Below are 14,368 nucleotides of genomic sequence, written 5' to 3' on the forward strand. Positions count from 1 at the left end.
GCGACCGCGCACAAGTCATGACCGAAGCGCCGTCCGGGACACTGGCCGCGCGCATCAACGACGCCCTTCCGCAGACGCAGTGCACGCGTTGCGGCTATCCGGACTGCAATGGCTATGCCGAGGCCATCGCTGCTGACGACGCGGCCATCAACCAATGTCCACCCGGCGGTGCCGAGGGCATAGGCCGCCTTTCCTCGCTTACAGGCCGACCGGCAATCGCGCTCGACCCTCAGTTCGGAATCGAGGCGCCGCGGCTAATGGCGGTCATTGACGAAACCTGGTGCATCGGCTGCACGCTCTGCCTCGATGCGTGCCCAACCGACGCCATCCTGGGCATCCACAAGCGGATGCACACGGTGATCGAAGCGCACTGTACGGGTTGCGAACTCTGCATTCCGGTGTGTCCGGTCGACTGCATCTCGCTCGAAGTAGAAACGCCGGGCTTGAGCGGATGGGATGCATGGTCGTCGGCACAGGCAGACCATTCACGGCAACGCTACGAATCCCACAAGGTACGCCGCCCGGCGCGAGAAGAAGCCGCAGCGAAACTGGCTCAGGACGCCTCGGCAAATGCACCCAACGCCAAGGTCGATGCCGATGCCGATGCCGATGCCCGCAAACGCTCGGTGGTGGAGGCCGCTATGGCACGCGCGCGGGCTGCGGCAGCTGCGCGCAAACCTTGATGTTCAAGCGTTGATTTGCGGCGTGCCCGCAGCCAGCGCCTCGAAGGCTTTCACCACGCCCGGCGGGGCCTGCACCATCTCGATCAGCACGCCCTCGCCCGCGATGGGAAACTCGTCGTTGGCCTTCGGATGCATGAAGCAGATGTCGAAGCCCGCGGCGCCCTTGCGAATACCACCGGGCGCAAAGCGCACGCCCTGCGCTGTGAGCCACTCGACCGCGACCGGCAAGTCATCGATCCACAAGCCGATGTGATTCAGCGGCGTGGTGTGCACCGCCGGCTTCTTGTCGATGTCCAGCGGCTGCATCAAGTCGACCTCGACCTTGAACGGCCCGCTGCCGATCGCGCAGATGTCTTCGTCCACGTTCTCGCGCTCGCTGCGAAAGGTGCCCGTCACTTCCAGGCCCAGCATGTCGACCCAGAGCTTTTGCAGCCGCGTCTTATCGACCGCGCCGATAGCGATCTGCTGAATGCCCAGCACCTTGAAAGGACGCGGCTTTGAATCATTGGTTGCGCCGGTCAGCATCACACGAACTCCAGGATGATCTGATCGACAGCGAGCGACTCACCCTTGCCCGCGGAGATCTTGCCGACGACGCCATCTTGCGAGGCGAAGAGCACGTTCTCCATCTTCATCGCCTCGATCACAGCCAACTTCTCGCCCGCCTGCACCTGCTGGCCGGGCTGCACCGACACCTCGACCAGCAGACCCGGCATCGGCGACATCAGGAACTTGCTCAGGTCGGGCGGAGCCTTGTACGGCATCAGTTCGAGCAGGCGCGCACCGAGCGGCGACAGCACCATCGCTTCGATCTGCGTGCCATCGTGCGACACGCGCAGCGCCAGCGGATTCTTGCCCGCGCCGCGCTCGACCTGCGCGACGAAAGGCTTGTCGTTGACCGTGCCTTCGACGCGAATACTGCCCAGCGCGCCATTGCTATCGATCTTGAAATTGCTGTCGCCGACAGCGACGGCGCTCGCACCGTTCTTGCCCTGAAAGTCGGTGACGGACACGGGGTGATGAAGGTGCTTTCCTTCCGGCCCAAGCTCGACCACGACAAACTGCTCGCCGACCTTCACGCTGTGGCCTTCGAGTTGGCCGCTGATGCCCGAGGCCCGCGCACGATATCGCCGGTGCACATAGGCGGCCAGCGCGATCAAGAAAGCCGGATCGCTGTGAGGCACGTCCTCCGCATGAAAGCCATGCGCGTAATGCTCGGCGATAAAGCCGGTGTTGAAGTCACCCGCGACGAACTGTGGATGCGCCAACAGCGCCGCCTGGAACGGGATGTTGCTGCTGATGCCGCGGATCACGAAGCCATTGAGTGCCTTGCGCATCTTCGCAATTGCATGCTGGCGATCCTTGCCGTGCACGATGAGCTTGGCGATCATCGAGTCGTAGAACATCGGGATCTCGCCGCCGTCGTACACGCCCGTATCGACGCGCACGCCGTACCGATGCTCGGTATCGGCAGAGAACATCGTCTCTTCCGGCGGCTGGAACTTCACCAGCCGGCCGGTCGACGGCAGGAAGCTGCGAAACGGATCTTCGGCATTGATGCGGCATTCGATGGCCCAACCCTCACGCTTCACGTCGGCCTGCTTCAGCGGCAGCGGCTCACCCGCCGCGACGCGAATCATGAGTTCGACCAGGTCGAGCCCGGTGATGCACTCCGTCACCGGATGCTCGACCTGCAGTCGCGTATTCATCTCCAAAAAATAGAAGCTCTGATCCTTGCCGACCACGAACTCGACCGTGCCGGCACTCTGGTAATTAACGGCCTTGGCCAGCAACACCGCCTGCTCACCCATCGCCTTGCGCGTGGCGTCCGTGATGAAAGGTGACGGCGCCTCTTCGATCACTTTCTGGTGGCGCCGCTGGATCGAGCATTCACGCTCATTCAGGTAGATCACGTTGCCCTGCGAATCGCCCAGCACCTGGATTTCGATGTGGCGCGGTTCGACCACGAACTTCTCGATGAAGACCCGGTCGTCGCCAAAGCTGTTGCGCGCCTCGTTGCGGCAAGCGGTGAAGCCTTCGAACGCTTCCTTGTCGTCGTGTGCCACGCGCAAGCCTTTGCCGCCGCCGCCGGCCGACGCCTTGATCATCACTGGGTAGCCGATCTCCTTGGCGATCTGCACCGCGCGCTCGGCCGACTCGATGGCTTCGTTCCAGCCCGGAATGGTGTTGACCTTGGCCTCGTTCGCCAACTTCTTGGAGGCGATCTTGTCGCCCATCGCCGCGATCGAATAGTGCTTGGGGCCAATGAAGACGATGCCTTCTTCTTCGACCTTGCGCGCGAAGGCCTCGTTCTCCGACAGGAAGCCGTAGCCCGGATGCACGGCTTCGGCACCAGTCTGCTTGCACGCCGCGATGATGCGGTCGACCTGCAGATAACTGTCGCGGCTGGCTGCGCCACCGATGTGCACCGCCTCGTCGGCCAGTTCGACATGGCGCGCTTCCTTGTCGGCATCGGAATAAACCGCGACGGTCAGGATGCCCATCTTCTTCGCGGTCTTGATGACGCGACAGGCGATTTCGCCGCGGTTGGCGATCAGGATTTTTTTAAACATGTTCTTCTTCCGGGAGCTCAGAGCGGAATGTTCCCGTGCTTGCGCCACGGGTTTTCGAGCTTCTTGGCCCGAAGCATCACGAGCGAGCGGCAGATGCGCTTGCGTGTCTCGTGAGGCAGGATCACGTCGTCGATGTAGCCACGTGCGCTCGCCACATACGGGTTGGCAAAGCGCGCTTTGTATTCGGCCTCGCGCGCAGCGAGCTTTTCAGGGTCGTTCTTGTCTTCGCGAAAGATGATTTCAACCGCGCCCTTGGCGCCCATCACCGCGATCTCGGCACGTGGCCATGCGAGATTGACGTCGCCGCGCAGATGCTTCGACGCCATCACGTCGTAAGCGCCGCCGTAGGCTTTGCGCGTGATCACCGTGATCTTCGGCACTGTGCACTCGGCGTACGCATAGAGCAGCTTCGCGCCGTGCTTGATGATCCCGCCGTACTCCTGCCCCGTGCCGGGCATGAAGCCGGGTACGTCGACAAAGGTGACGACCGGAATGTTGAAGCAATCGCAAAAGCGCACGAAGCGCGCTGCCTTGATGCTGCTTTTAATGTCGAGACAACCCGCCAGCACCAATGGCTGGTTGGCCACGATGCCGACGGTCTGCCCCTCCATGCGGGCGAAGCCGATGACGATGTTTTTCGCGTACTCGGGCTGCAACTCGAAGAAGTCGCCGTCGTCGACCACCTTGAGGATCAACTCCTTCATGTCGTACGGCTTGTTGGCGTTGTCGGGCACCAGCGTATCGAGCGAAAAATCGGGTCGGTCGGCCGGATCGCCCTTGCCGTTGTTGCCAAGGCGCACCGGCGATTTCTCGCGGTTGTTGAGCGGCAGGTAGTTGTAGAGCCGGCGCAGCATCATCAGCGCTTCGACGTCGTTTTCGAATGCCCTGTCGGCCACGCCACTGCGCGTGGTGTGCGTGATGGCGCCACCGAGTTCTTCGGCCGTCACGTTCTCATGTGTCACTGTCTTCACGACCTCGGGGCCAGTGACGAACATGTAGCTCGAGTCCTTCACCATGAAGATGAAATCGGTCATGGCGGGCGAGTACACAGCGCCGCCGGCGCACGGGCCCATGATCATGCTGATCTGCGGCACCACGCCCGACGCCATCACGTTGCGCTGGAACACGTCGGCATAACCGCCGAGCGAGGCCACGCCTTCCTGGATGCGCGCGCCGCCGGAATCGTTCAAGCCGATGACCGGTGCGCCAACCTTCATCGCCTGGTCCATTACCTTGCAGATTTTCTCGGCATGCGCTTCACTCAACGCACCGCCGAAAACGGTGAAGTCCTGGCTGAAGACGAAGACCAGCCGGCCGTTGATCATTCCGTAACCAGTGACCACACCGTCACCTGGAATCTTCTGCTCCGCCATGCCGAAGTCGACCGACCGATGCTCGACGAACATGTCCCACTCTTCGAAGGTGTTGTCGTCCAGCAGCAGCTCGATGCGCTCGCGCGCGGTGAGCTTGCCCTTCTTGTGCTGCGCGTCGATGCGCTTTTGTCCACCGCCGAGTCGGGCCTTGGCGCGGCGCTCTTCGAGTTGGTCGATCAGTTCTTGCATGGTGGTTTCTCCAAAGCTGAAGTTCGATTGATTCTTGTATTCCGGGCTAGCTCTGGCCAGCCGCTGTGGCGAGCAAAGTGCGCGCTGCGGCCGACGCAGGCAGCGTGCCTTCGACCACTTGCCGCGTCAGTTGCGGCAACATCTCGCGCACCTGCGGATGATGTCGAAAAGCGTGCTTCAGGCCAGCGTCGATGCGCTCCCACATCCAGGACAGCGACTGCTTTTCACGCCGCTTCGCCAGCTTGCCATTGCCAGCCTGCAGTGCCTTGAACTGTGTGACCGAGTCCCAGAACGCGTCGACGCCGGTACCGGCGAGCGCACTCAACTGCATCACGCGCGGCAACCAGAAGCGCACCTCGGCGCCGTTGTACGCATCGTGCATCGCATGCACATGATCGGGATTGCCCTGATGGCCGAACAGGCGCAGCGCAGAAGTTATCTGCGCCTGCGCGCGCGTGGCGGCATCCTTGTCGAGGTCGGCCTTGTTGATGACGACCAGGTCGGCCAGTTCCATCACACCCTTCTTGATCGCCTGCAAATCGTCACCGGCGTTCGGCAGTTGCATCAGCACGAACATGTCGGTCATGCCCGCCACCGCGGTCTCGCTCTGGCCGACGCCGACGGTTTCGACAATGACGATGTCATAACCCGCAGCCTCGCACACCAGCATCGCTTCACGCGTCTTCTCTGCCACGCCACCCAGCGTGCCCGACGACGGGCTCGGCCGAATGTAGGCGCGCTCATGCACCGAGAGTCGTTCCATGCGTGTCTTGTCGCCGAGGATCGAGCCACCTGACACGGAAGACGATGGGTCGATGGTGAGCACTGCGACCCGATGGCCCTTGTCGATCAACAAGAGGCCGAGCGTTTCAATGAAGGTCGACTTGCCGACGCCCGGAACGCCCGAGATGCCGAGCCGAAACGACTGGCCCGTGTGCGGCAGCAAGGCGGTGAGCAACTCGTCCGCTTGCGCTCGATGGTCGGCTCGGGTCGACTCCAGCAGCGTGATGGCCTTGGCAATGGCGCGCCGCTGTGCGGGGCCTGCTGCACTCAACAAGGAATCGGACGTGACCGTGGTGCGCTCCCCCGGCATGGTCAGGCCGCAATCGAAGCGCGAATCTGCTCCAGCACATCCTTCGCACTCGCCGGGATCGGCGTCCCCGGGCCGTAGATGCCTTTCACGCCGGCCTCGTAAAGCATCTCGTAATCGCCGCGCGGAATCACGCCGCCGACGAACACGATGATGTCGTCGGCGCCCTGCTTCTTCAGCTCCGCGATGATCGCCGGCACCAGCGTCTTGTGGCCAGCGGCAAGGGTCGAGACGCCGACTGCATGGACGTCGTTCTCGATGGCCTGGCGCGCGCACTCCTCAGGCGTCTGGAACAACGGACCCATGTCGACGTCGAAGCCTAGGTCGGCGAAGGCCGTGGCGACAACCTTGGCGCCGCGGTCGTGGCCGTCTTGCCCGAGCTTGGAAATCATCACGCGAGGACGGCGGCCCTGTTGCTCCGCAAACAGCGCGATCTCGTTTTGCAACGCTTCCCAGCCTTCGGCCGAGTCGTAGGCCGCGGCGTAGACGCCAGTGACCTTCTGCGTGTCGGCGCGATGCCGACCATAGACTTTTTCCAGCGCGTCGCTGATCTCCCCGACCGTGGCGCGCAGGCGCACCGCATCGATGCTCAGCGCCAACATGTTGCCCTCGCCGCTTTCGGCAGCGGCCGTCAGCGCATCGAGTGCTACCTGCACGGCTGCCGAGTCACGCGAAGCGCGAATGGTCTTCAGCTTGGCGATCTGGCCGTCGCGCACTTTCACGTTGTCGATCGACAAACTGTCGATCGCGTCCTCGGTCTGCAGCTTGTACTTGTTGACGCCGACGATCACGTCACGACCGGAGTCGATGCGGGCCTGCTTGTCAGCGGCGGCGGCTTCGATCTTGAGCTTGGCCCAACCGCTGTCGACGGCCTTGATCATGCCGCCCATGGCCTCGACTTCTTCGATGATTTCCCAGGCCTTGTCGGCCATGTCCTGGGTCAGCTTTTCCATCATGTAGCTGCCGGCCCACGGGTCGACCACGCTGGTGATGTGGGTCTCTTCCTGGATGATGAGTTGCGTGTTGCGTGCGATGCGCGAGCTGAACTCGGTCGGCAGTGCAATCGCTTCATCGAGCGCGTTGGTGTGCAGGCTTTGCGTGCCGCCAAACACCGCGGCCATGGCTTCGATGGTGGTGCGCACCACGTTGTTGTACGGGTCTTGTTCGGTGAGCGACCAGCCGCTGGTCTGGCAGTGCGTGCGCAGCATCAGGCTCTTGGCGTTCTTGGGCTCGAAGTCTTTCATGATGCGGCACCACAGCAAGCGCGCGGCGCGCATCTTGGCGACTTCCAGATAGAAGTTCATGCCGATGGCCCAGAAGAAGCTCAGGCGCCCTGCGAACACGTCGACATCGAGGCCTTTAGCGAGCGCCGTCTTCACGTATTCCTTGCCGTCGGCCAGCGTGAAGGCCAGTTCCAGCGCCTGATTGGCACCGGCCTCCTGCATGTGATAGCCGCTGATGCTGATCGAGTTGAACTTCGGCATCTTGTGCGCCGTGTACTCGATGATGTCGCCGATGATCCGCATGCTCGGCGCCGGCGGAAAGATGTAGGTGTTGCGCACCATGAACTCTTTCAGAATGTCGTTCTGAATGGTCCCGCTCAACTGGTCTTGCGGCACGCCCTGCTCTTCGCCGGCCACGATGTAGCCGGCAAGCACCGGCAACACGGCGCCGTTCATGGTCATAGATACCGACACCTTGTCGAGCGGAATCTGGTCGAACAGGATCTTCATGTCTTCGACCGAGTCGATTGCTACGCCCGCCTTGCCGACATCGCCCGTCACCCGCGGGTGGTCGCTGTCGTAGCCGCGGTGTGTCGGCAGATCGAACGCGACGCTCACGCCCTGCCCGCCGGCGGCCAGTGCCTTGCGATAGAAGGCGTTGGACTCTTCTGCAGTCGAGAAGCCGGCGTACTGCCGGATGGTCCAGGGCCGCACCGCGTACATCGTGGCTTGCGGCCCACGCAGGTAGGGCTCGAACCCCGGCATCGTGTCGGTGTGCTTCAAGCCCTTGAGGTCGGCGGCGGTGTAGAGCGGCTTGACGCTGATGCCGTCCGGTGTCAGCCAGTTCAGCGCATTGACGTCGCCATCCGGCGCCGACTTGGCAGCCGCTTTGGTCCATGCCTCGAGGCTGACGGGTGGGAAGGTCGGTTCGGGTGTGCTCATGGGCGCCGCTTTTGCAAAGTTGTTCCCAGTGTCTCCGCTGAGTCCGGGCAGTTCAAGACGAGTCTACCCGATCCATAATTATTAATTCAGATAGCGTCATTGCAGTACAGTTCGCGCATGTCCGCTGTCACGCTCACTCCGCGCGCCCTCTACGAAGAGGTGGCCGAGCTGCTGCGCCAACGCATCTTCAATCAGGAGCTGAAACCGGGCGCCTGGATCGACGAACTGAAGCTGGCGGAGGAGTACGGCATCAGCCGCACGCCACTGCGCGAAGCGTTGAAGGTGCTGGCCGCCGAGGGCCTGATCACGATGAAGGTTCGACGCGGCGCCTACGTGACCGAGGTGTCCGAGCGCGATCTGGTCGACGTTTATCACCTGCTCTCGCTGCTGGAAAGCGACGCCGCAGCGACCGTCGCGGTCACTGCCACAAAGTCGCAGCTGGACGAACTCGAAGCACTGCACGCGCAGCTTCAGGCAGCGCTGAGCTTGCCGCACCCCAACTACGCGGCCTTTCTGGCGCTGAACATCGCCTTTCATACGCGCCTGCTGGAAATTGCCAACAACCGCTGGCGGGTGCAGATGGTGGCCGACCTGCGCAAGATCATGAAGCTCAAAGGCCACAGCTCGCTTTTCAAAGAGCCGCGCGCGCGCGAATCGCTCAGGGAGCACGACGCGCTGATGAAGGCGATCACGGCGCGCGACGGGCCGGCCGCCATGCAGCGAATGCAGGAGCATTTTGAGAGTGGATTGAAGGCTGCAACGGGTGCCCACGTTCCCTGAGGCCCCGAAGCTTCGCCCTACCCGCAGCTCGTCGTCGGCCTCATGCACGACGCGGTGACACCCTACTTTTGCTTGCACAATACTTGCATCCATAAAGCAACGGCGCCATTCGGTGACCGAAAACAAGGCAGTTCGAATGAGCAGTGTGGTCGTGACCGGCGCGGGCTCGGGCATCGGAGCAGCGACGTGTCGACGCCTGGCGGCACAGGGCATCGACCTCGTGATCCATACCGGCAGCCGGCATGAAGCGGCCGACGCCGTGGCAGCGGAATGCAGTGCGGTGCGCACCACGGTGGTGGTCGGCGACATGGCGCTGCCATCGACCGTCGATGCGCTTCTCGATGCTGCGATGGCGCTTGGTGGAGCGCCTGGCGAGGCTGGCGGACTGCGCGGCGTGGTCGCCAATGCCGGCTTCGCCGACAAGACCACCCTCGCCGAACTCGACGACGACATCCTCGAACGATCGCTTCGGACCATGGTCGTTTCCGTCGCGCACCTTCTGCGCAAAAGCCTGCCGCTGCTCGCACTTTCTGGGCAAGGCCGCTTCGTGGCCGTCAGCTCCTTCGTGGCGCACCGCTTCACGCTCGGCGCATCGACTTTTCCAGCCACCGCCGCAGCCAAAGCCGGCGTCGAGGCACTGGTGAAAGCAGCGGCGGCCGAGAACGCTGCCCGCGGTGTCACGGTCAACGCGGTAGCGCCCGGCTACGTCCGCAAAGACCGCGCCAACGCCGGTGCGTTGACCGAAGAGCAATGGAAGCAAGCGCTGTTGCGCGTGCCCGCCGGCCGGCTTGCCACGCCCGATGACATCGCAGCACCCATCGCCTTTTTGCTGAGCCGTGAGGCGGCCTTTATCACCGGCCAGATCCTTCACGTCGATGGCGGCATGACCCTGTGACTCGCCGCACCGCCGTTCCATTTCAAAGCGTCTCTTCCTTCGTTTCTTCTCTCATCATCTACGAAAAAAAATCATGACAAACCGTCGTCAGTTCATCGCCAGCGTCGCCGCAGCCAGCGCCGCGACCGCCCTCCCGCACGCCGCCTTCGCGCAGACCGATGCGACCGAAAGCGCATGGGCCCGCATCAACCGCACCAAGGTACTGCGCATGGGCGCAGTGGCCGGCGCGGCGCCCTACTATCACAAGGACCTGGCATCGGGCGAGTGGCAAGGCTTCATGATCGACTTCGGCAAGAGCCTCGCCGGGAGCCTCAACGCCAAACTCGACATCAACGAAACCAGCTGGGGCAACTCGGTGCTCGATCTCCAGTCGAACAAGATCGACGTGTTCTTCGGTCTGAACCCGACGCCGGCGCGCGCGTTGGTCGTCGACTTTTCCGACCCGTTGTTCAACAACGCTTTCGTTCTCGTGGCACGCAAGGGGTTCGACCCGAAGACGTGGGAAGAGCTCAACAAGCCCGACGTCAAGATCGCCGTCGATATCGGCTCGTCGCACGACCAGGTCGTCACCAAGACCTGCCCCAACGCGCAGATCATCCGCCTCGAAAAAGCCGCCGACGCCACGCTCGCGCTGCAGACCGGCCGCGCCGATTGCCAGGTCCTCGCCGTGGTGCTGGCACTCACTGTGGTCAGCAAGAACCCGACCGTCGGGCACATCGTGCTGCCGACGCCGACGCAGGCCACGACAACCAACCTGGGCTTCCGCAAGGAAAGCGACCGTCAGTGGGTCGAGTACGTCAACAAGTGGATCGCGCAGACGCGTTCCAGCGGCAAGGTGAAGGAAGTGGTGCTGGCCAACATGCAGACCCTGTCAGGCGTGAAGCCGGACCAGGTTCCATCGACGATCAGCTTCTGATCCGAATTCAGCACCCGACAAGAAGAGCGAACGAGAGCCGCCGTGTACCACTGGGACTTCGAATTTCTGTGGGGCTTTCGCAAGCTCCTTCTCATGGGTCTCGGCTACACCGTCGCCTACACGGTCATCTGCACTGTGATCGGGCTGGCGATCGGGCTGGCGGTCGCGATGGGTCGGTTGTCGCAACCCGTTTGGCTGCGCGCGCCGCTGCGGGCTTATGTCGAAGTGTTCCGCTGCACACCGGTGCTGGTGCAACTGGTGTGGTTCTATTACGCACTGCCGGTGCTCACAGGCATCCAGATTTCGGCGGCGCTGGCGGCCATATTGGCGCTCTCTTTGTACGGCAGCTCGTTCTACTCCGAGATCATCCGCGGCGGCATCATCTCCATTGATCCGGGGCAAACAGAAGCAGCGCGCGCGCTCGGCATGCGGCGCTTTCAGATGATGCGCCGGGTGGTGCTGCCGCAAGCGTTCAGGCGCATGGTGCCGCCACTGTTGAATCAGTCGATCCTGCAACTCAAGAACACGTCGCTGCTGTCGGTGTTGGCGCTGCCTGATCTGCTTTACCAGGGCCAAAGCATCGCTCACGAAACCTATCGGCCGCTGGAGACCTACACCGTGGTCGCACTCGCCTACTTCCTCGTGCTGCTGCCGGCGACGATTCTGGTCAAGCGTGCTGAAACCCGCCTCTCCGGCGCGGCGCACGCATGACAACGTTGCCAACATCTGCGCCCATGATCGAGGTCACGCGCCTCGGCAAACGCTTCGGCGACAACCGCGTGTTGCGCGACGTGTCGCTCTCGGTCGCAAAGGGTGAAGTCATTGCGCTGATCGGGCCTTCGGGCTCGGGCAAGTCGACCTTATTGCGCTGCCTCAACCTGCTGACGGTTCCCGACGAAGGCACCGTTCGAGTGGGCGAGCAATCGCTGACCTTCACCGGCGCCGCGACCCGGCTGCCGAAAGACGCGGTGCTCTCCGGCTTCCGCGCACGAACCGGAATGGTGTTCCAGCACTTCAACCTCTTCCCTCACATGACGGTGCTTGGCAACGTCATGGAAGGGCCGGTCACCGTCATGAAGCAGCCGAAGGCGCAAGCCGCCGAGAAGGCACGCGGGCTGCTCGCCAAGGTGGGGCTGCTGGACAAGGCCGACGCCTGGCCCGATCAACTCTCAGGCGGCCAGAAGCAGCGCGTTGCGATTGCGCGTGCGCTGGCGATGGAGCCGCAGGTAATGCTGTTCGACGAGGTCACGTCGGCCCTCGACCCGGAGCTGGTCGGCGAGGTGTTGCGCGTGATTCAGGCACTGGCCGAAGAAGGCATGACGATGTTGCTGGTCACACATGAGATGTCGTTCGCGCGCGAAGTGGCTGACCAGGTGGCTTTCATGCGCGACGGCGTCATCGTCGAATGCGGACCGGCGCGGCAGGTCATCGATGCGCCGACGGAAGTCGCTACGCGCGCCTTCCTGGCGCGCTTTCACGAAGGCAGGCCGGTCAGCGCCTAGGCCGAAAGCGCGGCGGCCGGCTTGGCTGCAGACGCGTCGAGCGCGGGTCCGGACGCAGGCTTCGCAATCGATACAGCCGCTGCACTGCGCGCGTCCGCATCAGCCTGCGAATGCGCCAGCGCCATGACCTCGTGCGGCGTCTTGCCCTTCAGCTTATGGTCACTCCACACCTGGCGCCAATGCCGCGCACCAGGCAAGCCGTTGCGCAAGCCGAGCATGTGCCGCGCGATGTTCGACCACGGCGTGCCGTGCGCGGCCGCTTCGCGAACCATGTAGTCGCACATCTGCCGCTCCACATCTTCGCGAGTGAGTTCGACGCCGAGCCCGTGCGGCATGTCCGACCCGTTCGACGCAACACCGAAAAACTCCGCGTCCCATCCAGCCAGCCACCAGGGGTTGTGATACGCCTCGCGGCCGATCATCACGCCGTCGAGCAGGCGCAACTGCGTGTGCACTTCGGCGCTGTCGTGGATGCCGCCATTGATCGAAAAACGAAGCGCCGGAAAATCGTGCTTCAGCCGATGAACCAGCGCGTAGCGCAGCGGCGGCACTTCACGGTTTTGCTTCGGGCTCAAGCCCTTGAGCCACGCATTGCGCGCATGCACGATGAAGGTCTCACAGCCTGCTTCGCTCACCGTGCCGACGAAGTCACGCACGAACTCGTAGCTCTCCGACTTGTCGATGCCGATGCGGTGCTTGACCGTGACCGGCACATCGACCACGTCGACCATCGCCTTCACGCAATCGGCGACCAGTTGCGGCTCGGCCATGAGACAGGCACCGAACGCTCCGCGCTGCACGCGCTCGCTGGGGCAACCGCAGTTCAGGTTGATTTCGTCGTAGCCCCACTCTTCTCCCAGTCGCGCGCAGTGGGCCAGGTCAGCCGGGTCGCTTCCGCCCAATTGCAGCGCCACCGGATGTTCTTCTGCATTGAAGCGCAGGTGTCGCGGCACGTCGCCATGCACCAGCGCGCCGGTCGTGACCATCTCGGTGTAAAGGAGCGCCTGGCGGGTGAGCAGCCGATGAAAGTAGCGGCAATGCGTGTCCGACCAATCCATCATCGGCGCAACGCTGACGCGGTCCGGCGCAGGGCGAAGAATCGGATTGGAGGAAGAAGCGGGCATGGGACTTGGACGTTGCGCCGGCAGCGCCGGCAAAGCCACGGATTGTCACTCAGGGGTTGCCAAGCTGCCCGTAAGACCCGGCAATTGCAACGTTACTTAGTGGCCCTGGACGATGGCCGCTTGAAACTTTCGCATGCTCGTATTTACCGGATGCCGCGCAATATCAGGCACGCGGACCTTCCTTGCCGAACATTCTTCGAATTGCAGCGACGCCCGCGACCAACGCGTTGGCATAGGTGGATTGGGGATCTGTCGCAGATTCAAGCGGAAGGTAGGGCAACGCGTCTTCCATCGCGTAATCCGTTCCTTCCATCAATACCCAATAGAACTCGCCTTCTTCGAGTTCGTGAACGGTCAGTGCGATATTTCGCAGTGTTGACATGGGTTTAGGCAGGGCCGGTAATGTTACGAATGGGACCGATTGATCCTATTCAACGGGCACGACAGCGCCTAAGCACAATTTCACGGTTCCATATAAATGTGACAAATCGTAAGATTTTTGGCGTGAATTTGCCAAGTATTTGTATGCGAACTGGCTGAAATGGCCACGTTACGACAGCTTCCGGTTTTTTCCCTACACCTGACGTCCTAGCCGCCTTCTAAGCTGTTGCATCGCCCTTCCAGGGCCTACAAATCCGGAGATAACGATGAACCAATTTCATATCGAGCCGAGCATGCTGGCGACATTTGGCGGCGCGTTTTATCCGACCGGTTATTCGATGGTGATGTTTCCGGATGCGAAAGATGCGGCTCGTGTCGGCCAGCAACTGATGGACGCTGGCTTCGACGCCCAAGACGTGATGCTGGTGCCGCCCGCCATCGTCTTGTCGCAGATCACACCGACCGTGAGCGGCGCCGACGACCCCTTGCCGTCAGCTGGCACAGAAGGCGCAACCGTGCGCGCCCTGACCGAACTGGCCCGAAAGGGCCACGCAGGCCTGTTGGTCAAGACCCACGACGAAGACACCGCCGATCGAATGATGAAAGTGGTGCGCGAAGTGCCGTATTCGATGGCTCAGCGCTATCGCGCGCTGGTCATTGAAGACCTTTGAGCGACGCCCTCGGAGCTAACTGCGCT

General features: G+C 62.6%; 14 protein-coding genes. 7 read left to right on the forward strand and 7 right to left on the reverse strand.

All coding sequences use genetic code 11. The annotated features are described in order from the left end of the window. The first annotated feature begins 17 nt into the window (after positions 1 to 17). Positions 18 to 683, forward strand: coding sequence for an electron transport complex subunit RsxB (gene rsxB, locus H7F36_RS20450; RefSeq protein ID WP_187052494.1), 666 nt, complete (start codon positions 18 to 20; stop codon positions 681 to 683). 3 nt (positions 684 to 686) lie between these two features. Here the strand turns inward: rsxB and H7F36_RS20455 are convergent, their stop codons facing one another. The 5 genes from H7F36_RS20455 to scpA are packed head-to-tail and all read right to left on the reverse strand — an operon-like array spanning position 687 to position 8,073. After that, on the reverse strand, positions 687 to 1,208 hold the full coding sequence (locus H7F36_RS20455) for a VOC family protein (RefSeq protein ID WP_187052495.1): 522 nt from the start codon (positions 1,206 to 1,208) through the stop codon (positions 687 to 689). After that, positions 1,208 to 3,256: an acetyl-CoA carboxylase biotin carboxylase subunit gene (accC, locus tag H7F36_RS20460; RefSeq protein ID WP_187052496.1), complete on the reverse strand. Its 2,049-nt coding sequence runs from the start codon at positions 3,254 to 3,256 to the stop codon at positions 1,208 to 1,210. Before accC ends, H7F36_RS20455 begins: the two co-directional genes overlap by 1 nt. 17 nt (positions 3,257 to 3,273) lie before the next feature. Beyond that, complete coding sequence (locus tag H7F36_RS20465) at positions 3,274 to 4,818, reverse strand: acyl-CoA carboxylase subunit beta (protein ID WP_187052497.1); 1,545 nt, start codon at positions 4,816 to 4,818, stop codon at positions 3,274 to 3,276. Positions 4,819 to 4,864: 46 nt separating this feature from the next. Further along, positions 4,865 to 5,911, reverse strand: a complete 1,047-nt coding sequence (meaB, locus tag H7F36_RS20470) for a methylmalonyl Co-A mutase-associated GTPase MeaB (RefSeq protein WP_187052498.1) — start codon at positions 5,909 to 5,911, stop codon at positions 4,865 to 4,867. 2 nt (positions 5,912 to 5,913) lie between these two features. After that, complete coding sequence (gene scpA, locus H7F36_RS20475; protein WP_187052499.1) at positions 5,914 to 8,073, reverse strand: methylmalonyl-CoA mutase; 2,160 nt, start codon at positions 8,071 to 8,073, stop codon at positions 5,914 to 5,916. Positions 8,074 to 8,190: 117 nt separating this feature from the next. Here scpA and H7F36_RS20480 point away from each other — a divergent pair, with 117 nt between their 5' ends. The 5 genes from H7F36_RS20480 (at position 8,191) to H7F36_RS20500 (ending at position 12,166) form a co-directional block, all read left to right on the forward strand. Beyond that, positions 8,191 to 8,853 carry a GntR family transcriptional regulator gene (locus tag H7F36_RS20480; RefSeq protein ID WP_187052500.1) on the forward strand — a complete coding sequence of 221 codons (663 nt, stop codon included), beginning with the start codon at positions 8,191 to 8,193 and terminating at the stop codon, positions 8,851 to 8,853. Positions 8,854 to 8,989: 136 nt separating this feature from the next. Next, positions 8,990 to 9,748 carry an SDR family NAD(P)-dependent oxidoreductase gene (locus H7F36_RS20485; protein WP_187052501.1) on the forward strand — a complete coding sequence of 253 codons (759 nt, stop codon included), beginning with the start codon at positions 8,990 to 8,992 and terminating at the stop codon, positions 9,746 to 9,748. Positions 9,749 to 9,821: 73 nt separating this feature from the next. Next, positions 9,822 to 10,664, forward strand: coding sequence for a transporter substrate-binding domain-containing protein (locus H7F36_RS20490; protein ID WP_187052502.1), 843 nt, complete (start codon positions 9,822 to 9,824; stop codon positions 10,662 to 10,664). Positions 10,665 to 10,706: 42 nt separating this feature from the next. Next, complete coding sequence (locus H7F36_RS20495) at positions 10,707 to 11,375, forward strand: amino acid ABC transporter permease (protein WP_187052503.1); 669 nt, start codon at positions 10,707 to 10,709, stop codon at positions 11,373 to 11,375. Positions 11,376 to 11,398: 23 nt separating this feature from the next. Continuing rightward, a complete protein-coding gene (locus H7F36_RS20500; RefSeq protein ID WP_187052504.1) occupies positions 11,399 to 12,166 on the forward strand; it encodes an amino acid ABC transporter ATP-binding protein in 768 nt (255 codons plus the stop codon). Here H7F36_RS20500 and dusA read toward each other — a convergent pair. Continuing rightward, positions 12,163 to 13,290 (reverse strand): tRNA dihydrouridine(20/20a) synthase DusA, encoded by a 1,128-nt coding sequence (gene dusA, locus H7F36_RS20505; protein ID WP_187052505.1) that lies wholly within the window; start codon positions 13,288 to 13,290, stop codon positions 12,163 to 12,165. The genes H7F36_RS20500 and dusA overlap by 4 nt on opposite strands. 163 nt (positions 13,291 to 13,453) lie before the next feature. After that, entirely contained in the window at positions 13,454 to 13,672 is a 219-nt protein-coding gene (locus H7F36_RS20510; protein ID WP_187052506.1) for a hypothetical protein, read from the reverse strand. A gap of 265 nt (positions 13,673 to 13,937) precedes the next feature. Here H7F36_RS20510 and H7F36_RS20515 point away from each other — a divergent pair, with 265 nt between their 5' ends. Continuing rightward, positions 13,938 to 14,342 carry a hypothetical protein gene (locus tag H7F36_RS20515; RefSeq protein ID WP_187052507.1) on the forward strand — a complete coding sequence of 135 codons (405 nt, stop codon included), beginning with the start codon at positions 13,938 to 13,940 and terminating at the stop codon, positions 14,340 to 14,342. Positions 14,343 to 14,368 lie beyond the last annotated feature (26 nt).

It is taken from the genome of Variovorax sp. PAMC28562 (genome assembly GCF_014303735.1).
Classification (GTDB): domain Bacteria; phylum Pseudomonadota; class Gammaproteobacteria; order Burkholderiales; family Burkholderiaceae_C; genus Variovorax.